Raw genomic sequence first — 23,719 nt, forward strand, 5'->3', positions numbered from 1 at the left:
CGTCCTGTAAGAATGGGCGGGCTTCGGGAGACTCATTTAATGAGATGATTTTGCCGACTTGTTGACGGGTTCGCCCGCGTCATGCCCGATCGGGAAGACGAGTTCATACAGCTGGTGCGTGAGAACGAGACGCGCCTTCGTAAAATTTGCCGCGTCTACGCCGACGGCGCGGAGGCACAGCGCGACCTGTACCAGGATCTCCTGGTGGAACTCTGGCGCTCGTTTCCCTCCTTTGAGGGCGAGGCCAAGGCCAGCACCTGGCTCTACCGCGTGGCCCTCAACACCGCCCTGCGCCACGATCGCTCGCAGGAGGTCCGCGACGAAGCCACGCTCGACGCCGAGCATCCGGTGTGGGGAAATGGGGTGGCCTCGCCCGACGAGCGCCTCAACCGGCAGGACAAACTCGACCGACTCTACGCCGCCATCGACCGGCTCGACGAGGTGGACAAGGCACTCGTGATGATGTACCTGGACCAGAAGAGCTACCGCGCGATGGCTGACGTGCTCGGCATTAGCGAGAACTACGTGGGCGTGAAGCTGCACCGGATCAAGAACAAACTGGCTGACTGGCTGGAGGAAACACCGGCATGAACCTCGACGACGCCAAAGAACTCTGGGCTTCCGAGAACAAACCCGACACTCCTTCTATGTCTGCATCCACCATGAGCGACACTGAAATCCTGCGCCTCGTAAAGGACAAGGCCGAATCCCTCGACCAACGAATCTGGCGGCGAGACCTGTTGGAGTCAATCGCTGCCCTTGCGGTGGTCCTCTTCTTCGGCTGGATCGTCTTCCAGGCTTCTTCCTGGTGGATCCAATCCGGCGCCCTGATCGTGATTGCTGGCGGCGTCTACATCCACTGGCGCCTGCGCCGCGCCCGCACCCGGTACAATGATTCCTCCCTGGACCGCCCCGTCGCGGAGGTCATCCGCACCGAACGGGCCAAAATCGAGGAGCAGATTCAGCTGCTCGACACCATTCTCTGGTGGTACCTTGCCCCCCTCGTCCTCGGCGTGCTCCTCATTATCTTCGGGAGCGACGGTTGGTCCTGGGTGTCTCTCGGCCAAACCGCGATCGTGCTTCTCATCGCGGCCGGCATCTATGCACTGAACCAGCGCGGCCGCCGCTGCACCTTCGAGCCGCGCCGCGAGGAACTCACCCGCCTACTCGAACAGGTGGAGGAGACGGACGGCTCCTGACCCCATCGCACCCGTCCCTCTCCGCGTCTCCCATTCTCTCTCCTGCAGAAAACCTATCGCCTATCCCGCGTATACACGCCCACAGGCTGATGTCCGTCCTCCTGTATTCGCCGCCTCACGTCTATGCTTATGAGTTCGCTCGCCGAGCCGCTTTGCGAGCGCCTGCTCCGCTCGTTTCCCGCCACTCAGTCCTACACCAAGGCCGACTGGGAAGGGGATGCGATGCCGGCGCCTATGCGCCACTACCTCGACCATCTCCTGCGCCACCACGGCCAGCGAGAAGCCCGTCGTCTTCGGCGTGCCCGCACGGATTGGGTGGACTACGACCATCCCGAGATGGAGCAGGCCGTTCGCACCTTCTTTGCGACCGTGGAGGACCACACGCAGGTGCCCCAAGACGAGTGGGCCGACACGCTTCGCACCGCCACTCGCCGCACGACGGCCCACCTCGTTCGTCCAGTTTCTCTCCTCAAGTCCTTTGTCTTCGACGACCACGCCGATCCGATCGCGGTCTCCCGGATCCGGTGGCGGATGCAATTCTTCGGCCCCTACGGCTACTTGCGCGAGGCCGTGCAGGCGTTTGCCGAGAAGCACGACCGGGAGGCCCTTGAGCCGGAGACGTTCGAGCGCGTCCTCCGCCAGGTTGACGGACGCATGACAGCCGACTTCGGGCCCGACCGCTGGCTTCGCCTGCTCGACCCCCTTTTCGAAATGGCCCGGTGGGCCACCGGCCGCGAGCAGGTTCCACTTTCGCTCCTACGCACCTTTTTCGACGAGAAGAAGGCGTCGCGGATCGTCGAGCGCCTGGAGACCTACGAGCGAGAATCGGGGGCCGAGGCGGTAGCCCCCGAGACGCTCCACCGCCTGATCGAGACGGCGACGCAGGCCTCCCCGGCCGAGGATCACGACTCTCCGGCCCCGCACTCGGCGGAGCAGTTCCTGGAGTCCCCACCAGAATCCTCGTCGGAGTCCCCCTCTCCCCAGGACCGTCCGGCTCCGTCGTCGCCCGAGCCCGATGCTCTTTCCGAGAACGATCGTACCGACGAGGCAACGCCTCTCTGGAAACGATTCCAGCAGGGCCAGTCTCGCCAAGAACCAGACTCCGATGGATCCCGGACCGATGGCTCACAGCCCCTGTGGACCCGGTTCGAGCAGGGCCGAACAGTTCCGCGCCCCGACACGGAAACGGAGGAGGACACGCCGCCTCAGCGGCAGCCCACGTCCCCGCCCCGATCACAGTCCGGCGCGCCCGAGGATGCACTATCGTCCCTCGAGCGCGACGTGCTCGGGACCGGCAACCCTTCTCACCGGGGTGTGTACGTCCAGAAACTCTTCCAGGGCGACGAGGCCGCCTACCGGCGCGTCCTGGAACAGCTGCGCGCCGCGGAGAGCTGGAGCGAGGCCTCCCAAATCATTGCGTCTGAAGTGTTTCAGGCCTATCAGGTGAATATCTATAGCGATCCGGCAGTCCATTTCACGGATGCGGTCGAGGCTCGCTTCAAGGAGTAAGTCGTCGCTCGAGCCCCCCGGGACGCAGACTGGGATACGGGAGACCTCAAGTTTCCTTTACAAATGATTCCAGGTTTTCTTTATTGTGGCCCCTGAGGGAAAGCGCTTCCCTCGAGGGCCCACTGCTCGCACTCCCCGGGATGTCCTCGCCCCTCGTGTCACCCATGCTTGGTACCTCGACGTTCCACGCTGGACGCGTCCTCTCGGCGATGCTGGGCGGCATCCTGCTGATCGGCACGCCGTACGTCCTGCGCTCTCCAGACGGTGCCCCTCCGCCGGTCCCGACGGCTGCGTCCCCAGTCCCCGACACCGTCAACTCCCTCACCGAGGCCGAACGGGAGGCAGGATGGCGGCTGCTTTTCGACGGCACCTCGCTCGACGGCTGGCGGGGCTACCAGCGCGACTCTGTGCCTGACGGGTGGATCGTTGAGGCGTCAGCCATCCATTTCGAAGGAGAGGGCTCGAACTCGACGACCCTGATCACAACCGACACGTTTGACCATTTTGAGCTCCGCATCGAGTGGAAGATTTCTCCGGGGGGCAACAGTGGCATCATCTATCGCGCGACCGAAGACAAAAAAGACCCCTATCGAACTGGGCCCGAGTTCCAGGTTCTCGACAACGCTGTGCTGGACAATCCATCAGGCTCCGTCCACCAGGCCGGGGCGCTGTATGGCCTATACGCCCCAGCCAAGGACGTCACGCGGCCCGTTGGCGAATACAACGAAGCGCGCATCGTCGTCCGGGGGAATCACGTCGAGCACTGGATGAACGGGACAAAGCTGCTGGAAGCCGAGATTGGAAGCGAGGCGTGGAAAGAGCGCGTGGCCGGTACGAAGTTTGCCAACTACAACGCCTTTGTGGAGGCCGAGACCGGCCACATTGCCCTACAGGATCACGGGCATCCGGTATGGTACCGCGACATCAAGCTGCGCCCGTTGAGCCTAAGCTCCTAAGGAGCAAAGTCGCCGCATGCACCGATGGGTCCCCTAACTCCCGCTCAGGTTGTCCTAATTCCCGTCGTTCCTCAAACTGAGCTTCTTCGTTTATGAGCACCCCCGACCACATGAATCGACGCCAGGCACTGGGTCGTGTGGGCGCCCTCCTTGGCGGCATCGTTTCCGCCCCCACTGTTGCTGGCGTGTTGAGCGGCTGCGAACGGATTTCTGGCCCGGATTGGGCCCCGCAGACGCTCACCGCAGAGCAAAATGAGATGGTCGACACCATCGCCGAGATTATTATTCCCACCACGGACACCCCGGGGGCGAGCGCCGCAAACGTCAACCGGTTTATCGACGCACTGGTAGGGGAAAGCTACCTGCCCAAGGATCGCGACCGGTTTCTTAGGGGACTCGACGATCTCAACACCCGCTGCAAAGAGAAGTACGGGGCGTCGTTCACAGAGTGTACCGGCGAGCAACAGCGGGCTCTCGTCGGTGAACTCGACGACGAAAAGTTTGGGGCAGATGCCCCCGAGTTCGATCGAGAAAATCCCCCCTTCTTCCGCATGATGAAGGAGCTCACAATCATCGGTTACTATACCTCCGAGGTTGGAGCCACCCAGGAACTGAAGACCAGCATCGTTCCGGGGTACTACGATGGCGACGTCCCGTACGAGAAAATTGGTCGGGCCTGGTCGGGAGCTGGGACGTAGCGGTCCCTGGTCATCTCGGTTGAATACAGGGCGGGGATCCTCATGCTTTCCTCGACTTTTCTACGTCTACGATGTCCAGCACCCCCCACACTGTCCCCCAGCGAGAAACATGCGACGCGGTTATCGTGGGCCCCAGCGTCGCCGGCGGCTGGGCCGCCAGGGAACGATCCGGGAACGGCCTTGACCCCCCTGCTCTCAAGCAAGGTCGGCACGTGGAATACGGGAAGAACCACGTGACGGAGTGCATGCCTCCTCAGGAGTTCGACGTCCAGGGTCAGGGTGACAAGGAGCGATACGCCGAAAACTGCGAGATCCAGCGCACGTGCTGCGCCTTCGGTGAGGCAACCGAGCACTTCTTCGTGAACGACAAGAAGAACCCATATGTCCAGGAGGAGCCCTTTGCTGGATTCGGGGCTATCATCTCGACGGGCGATCGCTCACCTAAGGGCATCAGTGCCATCGGTGGAGCGATCTCAACTTTGCGGCCGACGCCTGCGATGGCTACGGCGTCGACTAGCCAGGCCGATTGGGGACGTGACCTGAGCGAGGACGTCTCCGGGGTCGACCTCGAGCACCGGCTCTACGATTCGGGCCCCTGGAAGAGGAGGCCGGCGGTCGGGGCAAAATGCGTTTCCGTGAACACCCCCACGACGAGAAAACGGACGCGTGGGGCGTTCCGCAGCGCCGGATCAACTGCGCCTTTGGCAAGAACGAGAATAAGGTACAGGGGGTTATGGCCACGGGGCTCATCAACCATGCCGGGGGCGGCCGGGTGCAAAGAGGTCGAACCGTACGGGAACGAGGACGCCGTGAAAGAAACGACGCGGGACGACCTGTAGCTTCTCATCCGGAACGACGAGAGAAGCCCCCGCGGCATCGTCCCCATCGCCTCCCATCGCTGCACTCTCCTCATTCCCGCACTACTTCCAATGGAAAAAGACGTACACATTGCCGCGCAACCAAAGACCTACGACGCCATCGTCGTCGGCTCCGGGATTACAGGGGGATGGGCCGCCAAGGAACTGACCGAGAAGGGCCTCGACACGCTCGTGCTTGAGCGCGGCCGCAACGTCACCCACGGCGAAGACTATATCACGGAGCACAAGCCCTCCTGGGAGATGGACTACCACGGAGAGGGAGACCGCCAGGAGTTCGACAAGCATTACCCCCGGCAGTCCATGGCGGGCCCATTCAACGCCTACAACAAGCATTTCTTTGTCAAGGACAGCAAGCATCCCTACCTGTTCGACGACGACGAGCCCTTCTTATGGGTGCGGGGATACCATCTGGGGGGACGCTCCATCACCTGGGGCCGCCAGTGCTACCGGTGGAGCGACCTCGACTTCACGGCCAATGCCCGCGAGGGCGTCGCCGTCGACTGGCCCATCCGGTACGCCGACATTGCACCCTGGTACGACTACGTGGAGAAATACGCCGGCATCAGCGGGCGCAAAGAAGGGCTGCCGCAGCTGCCGGACGGCTCGTTCCTGCCCCCTATGGAGATGAACGCCGGGGAGAAGAAGGTGAAGGCCGAACTCGAAAGCGCCTACGACGACCGGATGATGACGATCGGCCGCTCGGCGGTTCTCACCGAGAGCCTCCCCGACCAAAACCGCCAGGCGTGCCACTACTGCGGACCCTGTGCGCGGGGCTGCACCGTGGGGGCGTACTTCTCGAGCCTGAGCTCTACCCTCCCGGCGGCCAAGGCGACGGGCAACATGACGCTCAAATGCGACAGCATCGTCCACAGCGTGAAGTTCGATCCCGAGCGGGGCCGGGCCTCGGGCGTGCGGGTCGTCGACCGGAAGACGAAAGAGACCCGCGAATATGAGGGTCGCGTCGTCTTCCTTTGCGCCTCTGCGCTCGGCTCCACGAAGATTCTGCTGAATTCGACCTCCTCCCGTTTTCCGAACGGACTGGCCAACTCCAGCGGCACGCTTGGCCACTACATCATGGACCACCACTTCAAGGTGGGTGCCTCGGGGACCATTCCAGGTCTGGAGGACCGGTACTACCACGGAAATCGACCGAACGGAATTTACATCCCGCGCTTCCGCAACCTGTCCGGGCCGGACAGCGACGTCGAGTTTCTCCGCGGCTATGGCTACCAGGGCGGGGCCTACCGCGAAGGCTGGACCCGAGGCCTCGGGGAAGAAGGGTTTGGGGCCAGCCTCAAGCATAGACTCCGTGACCCCGGCCAGTGGCGCATGTACCTCGGGGCGTTCGGCGAAACGCTCCCCGACGAGGACAACTACGTCGAACTCGACGACGAGCAAACGGACGAATGGGACATCCCCCTCCTCCGCACCCACGTGTCGATTGGCGAAAACGAGGAGGCCATGCGGCAGGACATGAAGGAACAGGCCGCTCAGATGCTAGAGGCCGCGGGGGCCACCGGGGTTGAGCCCTACGAACAGCGCTACTGGCCCGGCGAAGGCATCCACGAGATGGGCGGTGCCCGGATGGGCCGGGACCCGGACACGTCCGTGCTCAATGCCCACAACCAGGCCCACGACGTGCCCAACCTGTTCGTGACCGACGGGGCCTGCATGACATCCTCGGCCTGCCAGAACCCCTCCATTACCTACATGGCCCTCACGGCCCGCGCCGTCGACTACGCCGTGAAGGAGATGAAGCGCCGCAACCTCTGACCGCTCTCCCCCCTCGTTTTTCCCACTCCCCACCATGGATCGACGGCACTTCCTTCGCGCGAGTGCCCTGGCGGGGGGAAGCCTGCTTAGCGCCGCCACGGCCCCCGGCACCGCGGCCTCGTCCCTGCTCAGCTCCGAAGCCGAGCACGACTTTCACCTCCACTACGCCCCGAGTCCCGGCCAGTTCGACGCCCACGCCGGCCCCGACCCGGTGGACCAAATCGCTTTCATGGCCGAGCAGGGCTTCACGGCCTTCGAGGACAATGGCATGCGCAACCGATCGGTCCAGGAGCAAACCCGGATCGGGGAGGCGCTCCGCGAGCACGACATGCGCATGGGCGTATTCGTGGCCCACTCGATTAGCTGGAAGGACCCGTCACTGACGACTGGGGAGCCGGAGCCGCGCCAAAGGTTTCTCGACGAGATCCGATCGTCCGTCGAGGTAGCCCGACGGGTCGACGCGACGTGGATGACGGTGGTTCCAGGCGCCCGCGACCCGCGTCTCGACGACGGCTTTGAAACCGCCAACCTCGTAGAGACGCTGCGGAAGGCGGCCGACATTCTGGAGCCCCGCAACCTCGTGATGGTGCTGGAGCCTCTCAACAACCGTCGAGACCATCCGCGGCAATTTCTGACCCACACGGCCCAGGCCTACCAGATCTGCCGTGCGGTCGATAGTCCCGCCTGCAAGATCCTGTACGACGTGTATCATCAGCAGATTACAGAGGGCAACCTGATTCCAAACTTCGACGCTGCTCGGGATGAAATTGGGTACGTGCAGGTGGGGGACAATCCAGGACGAAACGAGCCTACCACAGGCGAAATCAACTTCCAAAACGTCTTCAAGCATCTCCACGAAACGGGGTATGACGGCATCGTGGGGATGGAGCACGGCATGTCCGGGGAGGGCAAAGCTGGCGAACAGGCCGTTATCGACGCGTACGTCTCGGTCGACTCATTTGACACCTCAGGGTCATGACACTTTCGCTCCTCACTGCGGAGGGAAATTTCTTTGGCGTCCGTGCGGTCTCCAACACGGAACACAGCTGGAAGTGGAACGGGCGTCCTGCGGGGCGCACTTCGACGGCTATCCGACCGTGCAGGGAGCGGCCCGCCAAACCGTACAGTCTGGACTGAGTGACCCTTAGCGCTGATCGTTCTCACTGTCCCCTTCTCGTCATGCACCGACGACGGTTCCTGAGCACTGCTCTTCAGGCCACCGGCGGGCTCTGTGCCGGGCTGCCGCTAGCTGCCTGTGCGTCCGATGCCGACCCTTCGAACAGCACCGCCGCTGAGGCCTCTGGCTCGGCGGCAGCAGCGCTTCCCGCGATCGGTCTTCAGCTCTACACGATCCGGAGCGTCCTGGACAAGGACTTCCGCAAGACCATGGAGCAGGTGGCCGAGATCGGATACGACGAGGTGGAGTTTGCCGGCTACTACGACCGGTCCCCCAAGGAAATCAACGCTCTCCTCGACGAGCTCGGCCTCGCGGCCCCCGCTACCCACGTCCCCCTCAGCCGCATCCGGAAAGCCCCTGGCGCAATCATCCGTACGGCGAAGACCATCGGCCACCAGTACGTCGTGTGTCCGTACCTGGCGGAGAAGGAGCGCACCTCGCTCGACGACTATCGCCAGCGTGCCAAGGAATTTTCCGCGTTCGGTCAGCGGTGCACCAAGGCAGGGCTTCAGTTTGCGTATCACAACCACGACTTCGAGTTTATGGCGATGGAGGGTACGCGGCCGTACGACGTGCTCCTCCAGGAGACCAGCCCGAAGCACGTCCAGATGGAGATCGACCTGTACTGGATTGTCGAGGCCGGACACGACCCACTCGAGTATATTGCGCAGGCCCCCGACCGGTATCCGCTGTGCCACGTGAAGGACCGGGGGGCGAATGGGGGCATGGTGAGCGTCGGGAAGGGAACCATCGACTTCGCCTCCATCTTCCGAGAGGCGAACTTCCAGCACTATTTCGTGGAGCACGACAACCCCGAAAATCCGATGCAAAGCATCAAGACCAGCCACCGCACTCTCCAGAACCTCAAGATCTGACCGATTCCGCCGGCGCATCCGCACGTTTATCTCCCGGCCTTTTTCCCTTTTCGGTTCTCCCGCGCGGTCAATGTCCGACTGCACTCCCCCACACTGAATTGTCTCATCAATCTCCAGCGCGGCCACGATGGCACTCGATCGCAAGATTCGCTACGGCATGGTAGGGGGCGGTCCCGGGGCATTCATCGGCGCCGTACACCGCTCCGCCGCCGCTCTCGACGGCGAACTGGAACTCGTCGCCGGTGCCTTCTCTTCCTCCCCCGAAAAGTCGAGACAGCAGGGCGAGGAGCTCCACCTCGATCCGGACCGGGTGTACGACACCTACGAGCAGATGGCGGAGCAGGAGGCCGAACGTGCCGATGGCATCGACGCCGTCTCCATCGTCACGCCTAACTTTCTGCACTACGACGTGGCGTCCACCTTTATCGAAAAGGGGTTCCACGTCGTCTGCGACAAGCCGATGACCACCACGCTGGAGGACGCGGAGGATCTGTGCCGCCAGGTGGAGGAGCAGGACGTGGTGTTCGCGCTCACCCACAACTACTCGGGCTACCCGCTGGTGAAACAGGCCCGGGCGCTCGTCGAGCAGGGGCGGCTCGGCGACCTCCGAAAGATCGTGGTCGAGTATCCACAGGGCTGGCTGAACCGCCGGCTCGAGGAGGAGGGCAACAAGCAGGCCGCCTGGCGCACCGATCGGGAGAAGGCGGGGGCCGGGGCGCTGGGCGACATCGGCACGCACGCCGAGCACCTGGCCCGGTACGTGACGGGTCTCGGCATCGAGCGAATGTGCGCCGACGTAGGCACGGTCGTGGAGGGACGCGGCATCGACGACGACGCCACCATGCTCCTCCGCTTCGACGGCGGGGTGCGAGGACTCCTCCACTGCTCACAGATTTCGGCGGGGGAGGAAAACAACCTGCGTCTGCGCGTCTACGGCACCGACGCCGGGCTTGACTGGCACCAGGAGGACCCACACCGGCTCAAAGTGCTGTCGGACATCCACGGCGACACGCCGCAGCAGACCTACACCCACGGCCGTCCCCACCTCGATGACTCGGTGCAGCCCTTCATCCGGACCCCTCAGGGCCATCCGGAGGGCTTTATTGCGGCCTTCGCCAACATCTACCGCAGCGTAGCCCGCGCCATCGCGGCGCACGAGGCGGGCACCGAGCCCGAACCCTGGGCACTCGACTTCCCCACGGTGCAGGACGGGGCCATCGGCGTGCACTTCATCCAGACGGCCCTGGAGAGCTCCGAGCGGGACGCCTGGGTCGACGCGTCCTACACCCCTCCCGGTGCGTAGAGCATCGAGGATCGAGAACGGTCCCCTTCTTCGACTCTCCATCCTCGCCCCCTCCACGACCCCATGCCTGAAACAGCCTCCGCCGACATCCAGGACCTCACTCGGCGGCTTCGTGCGCGACTGGAGAACCTCTACGGGGATCGCTTGCGTGAAGTCGTGCTCTATGGCTCACACGCTCGGGGCGAGGCCTCCGAGGCGTCCGACGTGGACGTGATGGTCGTTCTGGAGGGAGAGCTCGACGCATGGACCGGGCTCCAGCGAATGTCGAGACCTGTGTACGATTTGGAGCTAGAAACCGAGGAAATGATCACCCTCTGTCCGATCTCTCGCACCGAATTTGAGCAGAAGGAGCATCCTCTACTGGTCAACGTCCACCGAGAGGGGATAACGGTATGACCGACGCTCAGCGCGAACGCGTCCAGAGGGCCCACGAGCGTCTGGACGCCGCTCGCTACCTTCACGACGGAGGATTCTTTGACGACGCTGCCTCCCGGGCGTACTACGCTATGGCCCACATGGCCGAGGCGGCACTCCTCGAACACGACATTACTCCGAAGACGCACAAAGGACTCCAGGGCAATTCGGAAAGCAATTTGTGACCCCCGGAATCTTCACCCCAGAAACGGGCCGCAACCTGCGTCGGGCGTTCGACCTCCGCCAAGTGGCAGAGTCCGGGACGAACGCTTAGCCGATCGCCTTCCATTCCACATTCCAAAATCCACACTCCCGCAATGCCCTACCGACCCGTTACCCTCTTCACCGGCCAGTGGGCCGACATGCCGCTCGACACCCTTGCCCAGAAGGCCGCCGACTGGGGCTACGACGGCCTTGAGCTTGCCTGCGCTGGGGATCACTTTGACGTCGAGCAGGCCGTCGAGGACGACGGATACCTTCGCCGGAAGCGGCAGCATCTTGCGGAGTATGACCTGGAGGTGTGGGCCATCAGCCAGCACCTCGTCGGGCAGGCCGTGAGCGACCGCGTCGACGAGCGCCACCAGGAGATTCTGCCCGAGCGCGTGTGGGGCGATGGCGACCCCGAGGGCGTCACGCGGCGGGCCATCGAGGAGATGAGACGGACGGCCGCGGCCGCGAGTGCCTTCGGCCTCGACGTAGTGACGGGCTTCACAGGATCGCCGGTGTGGCCCCTGCTCTACGCCTTCCCCCCCACGCCGCAGGCGATGATCGACGAGGGGTACGAGACCTTCGCCGACCAGTGGACCCCCATCCTCGACACCTTCGCGGACGAGGGGGTGCAGTTCGCCCTCGAGGTGCACCCCACCGAAATTGCGTTCGATCTCAGCACGGCCGAGCGGACCCTTGACGCCCTCGACGGCCATCCGGCCTTTGGCTTCAACTACGACCCCAGCCACTTCGGCTACCAGGGGGTCGACTACCTCGCGTTCCTTGATCGGTTCGCCGACCGCGTCGACCACGTCCACATGAAGGATGTCTGGTGGGCCGACGAGCCACAGAAGGCCGGTGTCTTTGGGGGGCACCTGCCGTTCGGGCACGAGGACCGCTACTGGGACTTCCGCTCCATCGGCCGCGGCAAGATCGACTTTGAGGAGATCATTCGGCGGCTCAACCGTGTGGGGTACGACGGTCCCCTCTCCATCGAGTGGGAGGACAGCGGCATGGACCGGGAGCATGGTGCCAAGGAGGCCTGCAGCCGGGTGCGCGCCGTTGACTTTCCGCCGGCCGAGGCGGGGTTCGAGGACGCCTTCGCCGAGGAGTAGAGGCGGCTGGTTACAGCCCTGGCCCCAACCTTAACCGGGATGCCCGATCCGACCTCTACGCATCTAACAGCTTCCGTAGGCGGGACCGCCTCTGTCTTGGTAGCGGCAACGGCCGCTTCACGCTCGCCTCAGTGGGGCACTCTTCTGGCTCACGATCAGGGGGAAGACGTGGTCTTTCCCACCCCGTCCAACATGATCCGATGACCGTCTCGAAGAAGGATGCGCCGGCATGGGTCGTGGCCCGCCGTCTTGGCTGCGAACGCTGACGCTTTTTACGATGGCATGGCTCGTTTTCAATGAATCGGTCCACCCTCCTCGTCCTTCTCGGCACGCTTCTCCTTGGCTGCGCGGCCTGCAGCAACGATGCGTCCACGCCTCCGCTGTTCACGCGTCTCTCGCCGGAGCGTACCGGTGTGACGTTCTCGAACACGCTGACTGAATCCCCATCCCTCAACATCCTCAACTACCTCTACTACTATAACGGAGGTGGCGTGGCAGTGGGCGACCTCAACGGCGACCGTCTCCCGGACCTCTATTTTACGGCCAATGAGGGCCCGAACAAGCTCTACCTCAATCAGGGCGACTTTCGGTTCAAGGACGTGACGAAGGCCGCTGGCGTAGCCGGCTCGGCCGACTGGTCGACCGGCGTCACGATGGCCGACGTCAATGGAGATGGTCGGCTCGACATCTACGTCTCCGTCGTCCACGGCATCCAGGGTCTGGAGGGCCACAACGAGCTCTACATCAACCAGGGCCCCGGTGACGACGGCGTTCCCCAGTTCACCGAGAACGCCGCCCAGTACGGGCTCGACCAGCGGGCGTACGGGACGCAGGCCACCTTCTTCGACTACGACGACGACGGGGATCTCGACGTGTACCTGCTCAACTCCTCCACCCATGAGGAACGGACCTACGGCCGCGCCGAGCTCCGCAAAAAAGGAAGCGAGAAGGCCGGCGATCGGCTCTACCGTAACGACGATTCTTCCTTCGTCGAGGTGACCGAGGAGGCCGGCCTCTACAGCGGCCGCACCGGCTACGGCCTCGGCGTGGCGGTGAGCGACCTGGATCGCAACGGCTGCCCGGACCTCTACGTCGCGAACGACTTCCACGAGCACGACTACCTCTACTACAACAACTGCGACGGCACCTTCACCGAAGCCATCGAGCAGGCCACAGGCCACGTCAGCTACTCCTCGATGGGCGTCGATGCGGCCGACTACAACAACGATGGGCGCCCCGACGTGGCCGTGCTCGACATGCTCCCCTTCCAGGAGAAGGTCCGAAAAACCAGTGCTGGGGCCGACACCCGAGAGGTCTACGAGCTTAAGCGCCGCTACGGCTACCACCACCAGCTCGACCGTAACACGCTCCAGTTAAATCAGGGCAACCGCCGGTTCAGCGAAATCGGCCTCCTGGCCGGCGTGGCCGCGACGGACTGGAGCTGGGCGCCCCTCTTCGCCGATCTCAATAACGACGGGCGGAAGGACCTCTTCGTGACGAACGGCATCTACCGGCGGCCGAATGACCTCGACTACATCGAGTATGCCTCGCAGGACAAGGTCATACGGAAGATGAAGGAGATCAGCGAGGAGGACCTGAAAATCCAGGAGCGTCTTCCCCAGCGCCCCGTCTCGAACTTTGCCTTCCACAACGACGGCGACCTTACCTTTTCGGACTCGACGACCGCGTGGGGCCTGCACCGGCCCGGCTTCTCGAACGGGGCGGCCTACGCCGACCTCAACAATGACGGCAGTCTTGACCTCATCACCAACAACATCGAGGAGCCAGCATCCATCTACGAGAACCGAGCCGACTCTCTTCTTGAACATCATGCCCTCACAATCCGCCTGCGAGGAGACGGCGAGAACACACGGGGTATCGGGGCGACGGTGACGGTGCACCAGGAAAACCGAACGCAGGTGCTGGAGCAGATGCCCACGCGAGGGTACCAGTCGTCGGTGGCCCAGCGCCTGCACTTCGGGCTCGGCACGCAGGACGTTGACTCGCTCACCGTGGTCTGGCCTGACGGCCGCACCGAGACGCGAGCGAATGTGGCCGTTGACCAGACGATCACCCTCCATCAAGCCGACGCAACCGCCCCTGCTCCCGCCCCCGACACCGCCTCGAATTCCCCACTCGTCACGACGGCCCCGGCCGACACGCTGGGCATCGACTTTCAACACGAAGAGAACACCGCCTACGATTTCCGGCGCGAGCCCCTGATGCCCCACAAGCTTTCCCAGGAAGGGCCCGCGGTGGCGGTCGGCGACGTGAACGGCGACGGGCTCGATGACGTCTACCTCGGGGGCGCGAAGCGACAGCCCGGCGCGCTCTACGTGCAGGAGCAAAATGGCCGCTTTCACCCATCAGACGCCAACAAAAAGGCCTGGAGGGCCGATAAGCTCCACGAGGACGTAGACGCCGCGTTCTTCGACGCGAACGGGGACGGGGCGCTCGACCTCTACGTGGTGAGCGCGGGCAACGAATTCTGGGGGGATGCCGACGCGCTCCGCGATCGGCTCTACCTGAACGACGGCTCAGGAACGTTTCGCCGTGCCGATGGGGCTCTTCCGGGAAGCGTGGCGACCAACGGGGGGGTCGTCGCCCCCGCCGACTTCGACGACGACGGGGACATGGATCTTTTCGTGGGCAGTCGCGTGGTGGCCCGCAAGTACGGCAAGACGCCCGAGAGCGCTCTGCTCGAAAACGACGGCTCCGGCCACTTTACGGACGTGACCGACGAGGTAGGCCCGGGACTGCGAAAGGTCGGCATGGTGAGCGACGCCGCGTGGACTGACGTGCGGGGCAGCGACGCGCTCGACCTGGTCGTCGTGGGCGAGTGGATGCCGATTACGGTATTCGAACAGCAGGAGGGCGAGCTAGTCGACCGCACGGACGCCGCCGGTCTCGCCGACACGCATGGGTGGTGGAACGCCGTGCACGCCGCCGACCTCAACGGCGACGGGACCGACGATCTCATCGCGGGCAATCTCAGCCTCAACTCCCGCCTCCGGGCCACCCCCGACGCGCCCGCCCGCCTCTACCGGAACGACTTTGGCGGCAAGAAGGGGCAGGAGTCCATTCTGACCCACTACCGACACGGAACAAGCTATCCCTACGCGGGCCGGGACGCGTTGCTCGAACAGATTCCGTCGCTGAAGAAGAAATTTCCGACGTACGAGTCGTTTGGCGCCAGCCAGATCGACGACCTCTTCTCCGCCGCAAAAATCCGGGAGGCCACGGTGAAGACGGCACACACCTTCGCGAGTGTGTACGTCGAACACCAGGGAGACGGCACGTTTGCCGTCGAGGCGCTCCCGTCCCGGGCACAGTTTGCGCCGATCTACGGGACCCTCGTGCACGACCTCGACGACAATGGGACTCGCGATGTCATGCTGGGCGGCAACTTCTACGCCCTCAAACCTAAACAGGGACGCTACGACGCCAGCTACGGCACCGTGTTGAGGGGCGACGGCAATGGCCGCTGGACCCCCGTTCCTCCGCCTGAGAGCAACCTGTATCTCCGTGGCGAGGTGCGTGCCCTGCGGCTCCTCGAGCGAGCCGACGGGACGCACTGTGTTCTGGTAGCACGGAACGACGCGCGCCCGCAGGTGGTGCGTCTACAGGAAACGGACGCACCGTAGAATTGGGAGGCAGATCCACGGCGTACGTCCCCGCGCAGCTGGTTTGCCCGACCCGTCCTGGTTGAGGGCCCTTCCCTTCTAGCACGACAGACCCCGCGCCAAGACGACAGTTCCGATGTCTCGACTCCCTCCTCCGTTCGCTCGTTCCCTTATCCTGGGACTCCTGGCCGCGTTTGCAGTTGGCTGCCAGTCCGGAACCGACTCGGGGGCCTCCTCGAACGTCGAGCCCCCCATCCAGGCCGACACGATTGCCGGTACGGAGACCGAAAAGATGCGCAGGGTGCTCGCCGCGCTCAACGAGCAGGCATACGCCCATCCGATGGAATACTTTCACCTTAACGGCCGCCGGGCCGAGGTCTTCAAGAAGCGCCTGGATGAGGCCGCCTCGGCCAAGAAGAAAAACAAGCTCCGTTACCAGTACGCCTACGAGCTCCTGTACGCCGGACAGGTAAAAGAATCGATTCGCCAACTCAACACGCTGATTCAAACCGAGAACCTGAGGCTTCCCCAGATGTCGAGGCGGACGAAACCAATCTACAATCTGCTGGGTCTCGCATATTTGCGGCTGGGGGAACAGCAAAATTGCATCAAGCACCACTCCTCACAGTCGTGCATCCTCCCCATCCGCGGGGCAGGGGTCCACACGAACAAAACCGGCTCCCAAAATGCGGCGGAAATCTACAAAACCATGGCGCAACAGTACCCGGGCGACCTGGAACCCCGGTGGCTGTACAACGTCGCCCACATGACGCTCGGCCAGTACCCGGACGAAATCCCCTACGGCCGCCTCCGCATTCCGGGCATCGAGGCCACCGACGACGGCCCGATCAAGCAGTTTCGGGAGGTGGCAAGCCCGTTGGGCGTCAACCACAACGCCATCGCCGGAGGTGTGAGCGTGGAGGACTTCAACAACGACGGATTCCTGGACATCTTCGCCACCTCCTACGGCTTAGACGACGAGCCTCGCCTCTACATGAACGATGGTGAGGGCGGGTTCGTCGACCGGACGGAGGAAGCTGGCCTAACCGGACTCGTCGGCGGCCTCAACACGGTCCACGCCGATTACAACAACGACGGGTACGAGGACATCTTCATTCTCCGCGGGGCGTGGCTCGGGGAGCAGGGGCGGCGTCCCAACTCGCTGCTCCGCAACAACGGGGACGGGACCTTCACCGACGTCACCTACAAAGCAGGCCTCGACGCGTACCACCCGACCCAGACGGCCGCCTGGGCCGACGTGAACAACGACGGCCACGTTGACCTCTTCGTCGGCAACGAGTCGGACGCCGAGCTCGACCCCTTTTCCGGCGATACGACCGGAACGACATCGACCCCGCACCCGAGCACCCTGTACCTCAATCAGGGAAACGGCACGTTCGTCGAACGGGCCGCGGAGGCAGGCATCGACCTGAAGACCTACGTCAAGGGGTCGGCCTGGGGCGACGTCAACGGCGACGGATTGCCCGACCTCTACGCGTCCGTTCTCGGCGGTCCAAATCGGCTCTACGTGAACCAGGGCCCCTCTGCCAACGGCCTGCCGCAGTTCGAGGAACGGGCCAAGGAGGCGGGGGTCCGTGCCCCGATTTTCAGCTTTCCGGTCTGGTTCTGGGACTACAACAACGATGGCCACGACGATCTCTTCGTCTCGGGCTACGACATGCGCTACTTCCAGCGCGTGGCCCACGCCGTAGCGGCCGAGTATCTGGGGGCTAACCTTCAGGTTGAAACCCCGCGCGTGTACCGGAACGATGGCGACGGCACCTTCACGGAGGTCTCCCGGACACTAAATCTCGACAAGGTTCTCTTCACGATGGGCTCCAACTACGGGGACCTCGACAACGACGGGTACCAGGACTTTTACGCGGGCACCGGCTCCCCGGACTTTAGCTCCATCGTGCCGAACCGCATGTTTCACAATCAAGACGGGGCCCGCTTCGAGGAGGTCTCCTTCAAGGGCGGATTCGCACACATCCAGAAGGGGCACGCCGTGGCGTTCGCCGACTTCGACCGCGACGGCGACCAGGACATCTACAGCGTCATGGGCGGGGCCGTGCCGGGCGACTCGTACCCCAACGTGCTCTTCGAGAACCCCGGCCACGGCCACAACTGGGTGACCCTCGACCTGCGTGGACGCACCGCGAACCGATCCGCCATCGGTGCGCGCATCAAAATTACGGCTCGTCGTCCGGACGGAACGAGGCGGACGATCTACCGCACGGTGCGCACCGGCGGCAGCTTCGGCGCGGCAGCGTTGCAGCAGGAAATTGGTCTGGGCGAGGCTACGCGCATCGATACCCTGCGCGTTACCTGGCCTACCGCCAAAAGCAACACACAAACATTTACGGGGCTCTCCGTGAACAAGACGTACCGGCTCGTCGAGGGCAAGACGCCTACCCCCCTCGACCGCCCGACGGTTCCGTTTCGCGTCCCCTAACATCTTGAAAATCTTCCACTACCGCCGGCGGAAAACCTGAATGGGACCGTCATTCTTGGCGACGAGAAGAAGGCGTCCGCGGTTCGCGGTGTTTATGGTGGTGATGTCCCGGGCCTGGCCAGTCACGAGGAAGCCGCTCTCGCGGGTGGGCACCGCTGTGAAGTGTCCCGCTCCATTCCCGTGCAGCACAGTGCCGTAGCTGGCATCCATGCGGCCGAGATTGGGGGGAGCCCCGTGGAAGTTGCCGGCCAACAGCAGGTCAAGGTGGCCGTCGCCGTTCACATCGTCGGCAGAGATGCCGTACACGGGGGCCAACTGGGCCTCGAACGGAAGTTCGTGCACCGAAAACGAGCCGTTCCCCTCGTTCTCAACGTAAACCGTAGAGAATGTGTATGTGCGCTTCGTGAGGGCATCATCGAGCTGCGCGTCGCTGAAGACTTCCGAGATGGGCGTGTCCGCGTACGCCTCGTGCGAGGGGAATTTCTGCTTCAGAGGGGGGATCTGGTTCACCAGGGGATCGCGCAGCACGAACGGGACGTTTTTGCCCTGGCGATACATGGACAGGACCGGTTCGGAGGAGCCGTCCCTGTCGAAGTCGTTCACGTAGAGGGAGGTCGGCTTTTCGACGCTGGCATCCAGGCGCGTGTTGCGTCCCAGATTGCCCACGACGAGGTCCATGTCGCCGTCGTCCCCGACATCAGCCGCGACGACACGATTCCACCAGCCGTGGCTCTTAGCGAGTCCCGACTGCTCCCGGGGCTGCATTCGCTCGAGACGACCGCCGGTGTTCTCAAAGACGGAAATCGGCATCCATTCCCCCACGACCACGAGATCCTCGCGGCCATCGCCAGTGACGTCGGCCCAGAGGGCATCCGTCACCATGCCCACCTTGCGGAGCTCGGGGGCCACCTCCGTCGTTACGTCGGTAAAGTGGCCCGTCCCGTCGTTCTCCAGGACGACGCTCCTGGGATTCTTTCCGTAGTTCCAGGGCACCACGCGGCCCCCCACGAAGAGGTCCTCGTCGCCGTCGCCGTCGTAATCGGACGCCACGACGACCGATCCGCTCTGTTCGATGCCCGGCAGACGGTTCCGGGCCTTCGTGAAGGCACCAGTCCCGTCGTTCAGGTAGAGTCGATCCTCCAGCGGCGGTGTTTTCGGGGCGTACTCGTTGCCCCCACTCACGACGTATACGTCCTGATCCCCATCACCGTCCGCGTCGAAAAAGAGCGCATCGAGGTCTTCGGAGACGGCGTCCTCCGCAAAGAGCTCCTCGTTCGTTGACACGAACTGTTCCGACGACGGCTGGGGCTGTTGGACGAGGAGCCGGCCCGGCTGTCGTTTGGCCCCCCCCGCGTAGAGGTCGTCGCGCCCGTCGCCGTTTACGTCCCCCACGGCGAGCCGCGGCCCTTCGGTGGAGAGCTTCTTGGGGATCAGCTTCTCGCGATTAAAGTCGACGAACGGGTTTTCCTGGTGCGTCGCGGCGCCGAGATCGACCTTTTCCGTCACGTCCACGAACGGCTGGGCGGAGGGCTCCGGCAGTTCGGGCGCCGGCCGATCGGACCCAGTCGGGGGCGGCGCCTCGGACTGCCGGACCGTGAGCAGCTGGTCGGCGGCCACGCTTGTGATGCGTTGCACGCGCCCGTCGGGCCACGTCACCGTCACCCGGTCGAGCGTGTCGGCCTCCCCAACGCCGACGGTGAGCCGATAGCCCACAGTCGACTGAAAACCGCGGACGGGCATGTGCTCCTTGTAGAACGTGTGTCCGTTGGCCTCCACCCTCACCTGGGCACCAATCCCGAACGGATTTTCGCCCATTCCCTCCAGCTTCATCGAGAGCGAGTGGTGGTCGCGGAGGGAATCGGCCTCGTTGCGGTAGAGGAAGCTTTCCATGTTGAGGTTGTTGACGACGAGGTCGAGGTCGCCATCGTTGTCAAGGTCGCCGTACGCCGCCCCGTTCGAGAAGCTCGGCGTGTCGAGCCCCCATTCGGCTGCCACCTCCCGGAAGACCGGGCCCGTCGTGGAGTCGGCACCGAACGCGTTGCGAAAGGCGTAATTGGAGATCCTGTTGGAGGGGATCTTGTCGATCAGGTTCAGAAACTCGCCCTTGCCGCGCTTCTTCATGCGCCGGGCCGTCTTCCGGCTCATAAGCTTGTCGATGAAGTCCTGGTTCGTGACGTCCTTGTATATTCCATTTGCGACGAAGATGTCTTTGTAGCCGTCGAGGTCGAAGTCGGCAATGAGTGCCCCCCAGCTCCAATCCGTCGCGTGCACACCTGCAATCTGACTGATGTCGCTGAACGTGCCGTTGCCGTTGTTCAGCTGGAGCGTGTTGCGCAGAACCTGGTGGTAGTACCCGTTGCGCACCATGCGCTGGTAGCCGTCCCACGGCTTAAACGTCGTGGTCGTCTTGAGCCGCCGATCGGTCTCCGGAAGCATGTCTGTCACAAAGAGCTCCGGCCACCCGTCGTTGTTGAGATCTCCAAAGTCGGCCCCCATTGACGAAAGGCTGCTGTGACGCATCTGCTTGGGGAGAACCTCGCGGAAGGTGCCGTCCTGGTTGTTGATGTAGAGATAGTCGCGTTCGAAAAAGTCGTTTGACACGTAGATGTCCTGCCATCCGTCCCGGTTGACGTCAACGACGGTGACGCCGAGCCCAAACCCAATTTCGCTGCCGTAGATGCCCGCCTCTTCGCTCACGTCGACGAATTTGCCGTTCCGATTCTCGTAAAGCTTATCGCCCCCATGCTCGTCCCGCGTACTGCGCTGGGTGTTGCGCAGGTCGAACGTGCTGATGGGCGTGAACGCGTTGTTCAGCAGATAAAGGTCGAGATCGCCGTCGTGGTCGTAATCGAAGAAGGAGGCGTGCGTGGAGTAGCCCTCGTCGGCCACCCCGTACTCTTCGGCCTTCTCTTCGAACTGGGGCACGCCGTTGTCGTCGGTTCCCTGGTTGATAAAAAGCTCGTTCCTCCGGTCGTCGTCAGGGAGGTCCCCCGAGTTGCACACGTAGATGTCGAGCCATCCATCGCCGTTCACGTCCACGATGGTGACCCCTGTGGACCACGCGCGCTGCCCGGCCACCCCGGCGGCATCGGTAACGTCCCGGAACCACCAGTCTCCCTCGTTCAGGTAAAGCCGGTTGTCTTTCTGGTTGGCCGTAAAGTAGAGGTCCTGAAGCCCGTCGTTGTTGAGATCAGCGATAGCGACGCCTCCGCCGTTGTGGTAGTTGCGATAGGTGAAGACGTTGGTGTTCTTCGTGTACTCGATGCGGTTCGTGAAGTCGACGTTTGTGTGCGACGACGGGAGCTTCGTGAACAATGTGCTTCCCGGAGGGGCCGGGGCCCGCTCGCTCTTGCTGCGCGTGGGTCCTTCCGTCGAGCCGCCACATCCGGAGAGCAGAACGACCATGACGACAAACACTGAACAGCCCGGCGCCAGCGCCGCGTCGAGGAACGAGAGACGATCCATCATCAGTTGCGTAAAACAGCAGATGAATGTACCAGCGGACGGGCACGCCGCGGGAATGGGGACGCGTTTCACACCGCTCTGAAGTGCCCCTGCGAGGGGAGAACTTCCGCATCAGCCAGCAAAAAACGCCCAGCCGGTCCGATGCCGGCTGGGCGCTTCGGAGTGCAGAGGCGCTGCAAATGAAGACATTGAGGGCTAGTAGCCCGGATTCTGGGTGAGGTTCGGATTCGCGCTCAACGCGCTCTTCGGCTTCGGAAAGAGCACCCGGTAGGGCTCGCTGGACTGTCCCGTCTTCGATCCATCCTTCTTGAAGAGCCACGGTCCCGTAAACGTCGGGGCGTAGACGTCGGCGTCCGGATTCGCCGACCCCTCGAACCCGATCGGCTGTCCCCCGTGCGCGAACTCGTACCGGATCAGGTCCGAGCGGCGCGTGAACTCGAAGTGGAGTTCCCGGCCGCGCTCGGCAACGATGTGCTGAATCATGCTCGTCTGATCCGTCGCCTCGCCCATCGTCAGGGCGTCGTTGCCCCGTTTCGTGTGTACCTCGTTGAACGCGTCGAGCGCCGCGCCCATGTTGCCCTGTTTCGCCTCCGCTTCCGCCTTGGTCAGGTACATCTCCGCGAGGCGGAAGAGCGGGTAGTCATTGCCCATTTTGGCACCGTCGATACTCGGATCAATCTCAAACTTCAATGGACGAGCGCCCGGCGCCTCGAGGAGGAAGACGTCAGAGTCTGGAAAGTCGTCCGGCGGGTTGGATGCTCCAAGCTTAATGCCCGGAATGTTGAGCGTGAGATCCAGCTGAATATCTGATCCCCGCACGGTAACGGGTCCGCTGTCCGGATTACTAAAGCACTCGTCGCCCGCACAGCCCTTGCTCGGCTTCTGGTACTGCTTTCCAACCAGGAACTGTTTTCCCCGCCGGTCGGTGTGGACGTCATCTGCCGTGCCGACCTCGCCATCCGGACCCGCCTTCAGATTGTGCGATTTGTAAAACTCCGCGATGGTGGTGAATCCATTCCAGGGGGTCGCCGGAACGCCGTGGTTGTAATGGAGAAAGGCCATCTGCTTATTGAAGGCCACGCCGCTCTCATTTTTGTAGGTCGCCGCAAAGATCAGCTCGTCGGACGTTTGATTGGAGGCCGAGAAGTTCTTGAAGTAGTCCTCCAGCTGATACCGGCCTGAGTTGATGACCCGCTCGGCGGCAGCCGCCGCTCCTGCATACATGGCGGTTCCTGTGTTAATGCCACTAGTGGTCACCTCACCGGTGTAGATCTCGGCGTTGAGGAGTATCCGCGCCGTGAGGGCCAAGGCCGCACCCTTCGTGGCCCGGCCGTACGGCACCTCGCCCTTGACGGCAAGGTCTCCGATGATTGTCCCCGATCCCGGATTTTGGATGCAGCTATCTACACTGAAGTTGCCGGCTGTGCAGCCCGTGAGCTGCTTGAGGACGAAGTTGAACACCGCCTTCCGGGTCGTGTCCGCGGGCGGACTGTTTGCATCGACGGGCTGCGTGGGAAAGTCCAGATCGCTTCCCTCCTCGACGACGATGGGGACCCCGCCGAATTGGTCCATCAGCATGTAGTAGAAGAAGGCACGGAGGAATTTGGCCTCCGCAGCAAACTGCGCCTTTTTGGCATCCGAGATGCTCTCGGATCCCGCCAGGGAGGAGAGAACCCCGTTGGCCCGTGCGATGCCGACCTGACTAAAATCCCATGACCCGCTGATCTGCGGATTCGTGGTCGGCCAATTGTGCTGCGTCAAGTTGCGCCAGATGCCGCCATCCCCCCAGTCCGGGCCCCGGGTGGGCACCATGATCTCGTCAGTGGAGTGCTCCTGACTGTCGAGGGGATTGAAGACGAACCCCCGAAGGTGGGCGTACACGGCCGTCACGGCCGAGACAAACTGTTGCTCGTTCTGGAAGAAGTTCTCCGGTGTGATCTGGTCGAAGGATTTCTCCTCAAGTTGCTGGTCACAGGCCCCGAAGACCAGGGGCAACGCGAGAACGAGGGAGAGCGCGACGACACGGCGTATTCCCGCACTGGGAAATCGGTTGAGATAGGAGCTCATGGGTC

Annotated in this window: 17 protein-coding genes; 15 read left to right on the forward strand and 2 right to left on the reverse strand. The window is 63.3% G+C overall.

Annotated elements, in window-relative coordinates:
- Positions 1 to 81: 81 nt before the first annotated feature.
- From ABEL04_RS05850 to ABEL04_RS05920, 15 genes are all read left to right on the forward strand, one after another.
- Entirely contained in the window at positions 82 to 591 is a 510-nt protein-coding gene (locus ABEL04_RS05850) for an RNA polymerase sigma factor (RefSeq protein WP_375801451.1), read from the forward strand.
- A gap of 56 nt (positions 592 to 647) precedes the next feature.
- Positions 648 to 1,199: a hypothetical protein gene (locus ABEL04_RS05855; RefSeq protein WP_375801452.1), complete on the forward strand. Its 552-nt coding sequence runs from the start codon at positions 648 to 650 to the stop codon at positions 1,197 to 1,199.
- A 129-nt stretch (positions 1,200 to 1,328) separates the two neighbouring features.
- Positions 1,329 to 2,708 carry a hypothetical protein gene (locus ABEL04_RS05860; protein WP_375801453.1) on the forward strand — a complete coding sequence of 460 codons (1,380 nt, stop codon included), beginning with the start codon at positions 1,329 to 1,331 and terminating at the stop codon, positions 2,706 to 2,708.
- Between the two features lie 164 nt (positions 2,709 to 2,872).
- Complete coding sequence (locus ABEL04_RS05865) at positions 2,873 to 3,664, forward strand: DUF1080 domain-containing protein (RefSeq protein ID WP_375801454.1); 792 nt, start codon at positions 2,873 to 2,875, stop codon at positions 3,662 to 3,664.
- A 92-nt stretch (positions 3,665 to 3,756) separates the two neighbouring features.
- Positions 3,757 to 4,362, forward strand: a complete 606-nt coding sequence (locus ABEL04_RS05870; protein ID WP_375801455.1) for a gluconate 2-dehydrogenase subunit 3 family protein — start codon at positions 3,757 to 3,759, stop codon at positions 4,360 to 4,362.
- 71 nt (positions 4,363 to 4,433) lie between these two features.
- Positions 4,434 to 5,201, forward strand: a complete 768-nt coding sequence (locus tag ABEL04_RS05875; RefSeq protein WP_375801456.1) for a hypothetical protein — start codon at positions 4,434 to 4,436, stop codon at positions 5,199 to 5,201.
- A 90-nt stretch (positions 5,202 to 5,291) separates the two neighbouring features.
- Complete coding sequence (locus tag ABEL04_RS05880) at positions 5,292 to 7,013, forward strand: GMC oxidoreductase (RefSeq protein ID WP_375801457.1); 1,722 nt, start codon at positions 5,292 to 5,294, stop codon at positions 7,011 to 7,013.
- Positions 7,014 to 7,047: 34 nt separating this feature from the next.
- Positions 7,048 to 7,992 (forward strand): hydroxypyruvate isomerase family protein, encoded by a 945-nt coding sequence (locus ABEL04_RS05885; protein ID WP_375801458.1) that lies wholly within the window; start codon positions 7,048 to 7,050, stop codon positions 7,990 to 7,992.
- A gap of 200 nt (positions 7,993 to 8,192) precedes the next feature.
- A complete protein-coding gene (locus ABEL04_RS05890; RefSeq protein WP_375801459.1) occupies positions 8,193 to 9,065 on the forward strand; it encodes a sugar phosphate isomerase/epimerase family protein in 873 nt (290 codons plus the stop codon).
- 127 nt (positions 9,066 to 9,192) lie between these two features.
- Positions 9,193 to 10,368 carry a Gfo/Idh/MocA family protein gene (locus ABEL04_RS05895; RefSeq protein ID WP_375801460.1) on the forward strand — a complete coding sequence of 392 codons (1,176 nt, stop codon included), beginning with the start codon at positions 9,193 to 9,195 and terminating at the stop codon, positions 10,366 to 10,368.
- Between the two features lie 63 nt (positions 10,369 to 10,431).
- Positions 10,432 to 10,764 carry a nucleotidyltransferase domain-containing protein gene (locus ABEL04_RS05900; protein WP_375801461.1) on the forward strand — a complete coding sequence of 111 codons (333 nt, stop codon included), beginning with the start codon at positions 10,432 to 10,434 and terminating at the stop codon, positions 10,762 to 10,764.
- Entirely contained in the window at positions 10,761 to 10,967 is a 207-nt protein-coding gene (locus ABEL04_RS05905) for a HEPN domain-containing protein (RefSeq protein ID WP_375801462.1), read from the forward strand. Before ABEL04_RS05900 ends, ABEL04_RS05905 begins: the two co-directional genes overlap by 4 nt.
- A gap of 132 nt (positions 10,968 to 11,099) precedes the next feature.
- Positions 11,100 to 12,104, forward strand: a complete 1,005-nt coding sequence (locus ABEL04_RS05910; RefSeq protein WP_375801463.1) for a sugar phosphate isomerase/epimerase family protein — start codon at positions 11,100 to 11,102, stop codon at positions 12,102 to 12,104.
- Between the two features lie 296 nt (positions 12,105 to 12,400).
- Complete coding sequence (locus tag ABEL04_RS05915) at positions 12,401 to 15,748, forward strand: VCBS repeat-containing protein (RefSeq protein WP_375801464.1); 3,348 nt, start codon at positions 12,401 to 12,403, stop codon at positions 15,746 to 15,748.
- A gap of 115 nt (positions 15,749 to 15,863) precedes the next feature.
- Positions 15,864 to 18,182: a CRTAC1 family protein gene (locus ABEL04_RS05920; RefSeq protein ID WP_375801465.1), complete on the forward strand. Its 2,319-nt coding sequence runs from the start codon at positions 15,864 to 15,866 to the stop codon at positions 18,180 to 18,182.
- 18 nt (positions 18,183 to 18,200) lie between these two features.
- On the opposite strand, the gene ABEL04_RS05925 is transcribed toward ABEL04_RS05920, so the two are convergent.
- Both ABEL04_RS05925 and ABEL04_RS05930 read right to left on the reverse strand, forming a co-directional pair.
- A complete protein-coding gene (locus ABEL04_RS05925) occupies positions 18,201 to 21,647 on the reverse strand; it encodes a VCBS repeat-containing protein (RefSeq protein WP_375801466.1) in 3,447 nt (1,148 codons plus the stop codon).
- A 195-nt stretch (positions 21,648 to 21,842) separates the two neighbouring features.
- Entirely contained in the window at positions 21,843 to 23,714 is a 1,872-nt protein-coding gene (locus tag ABEL04_RS05930; RefSeq protein ID WP_375801467.1) for a RagB/SusD family nutrient uptake outer membrane protein, read from the reverse strand.
- Between the last annotated feature and the right edge of the window lie 5 nt (positions 23,715 to 23,719).

Origin of the sequence: Salinibacter sp., assembly GCF_042218895.1 — a bacterium.
Classification (GTDB): Bacteria; Bacteroidota; Rhodothermia; order Rhodothermales; family Salinibacteraceae; genus Salinibacter.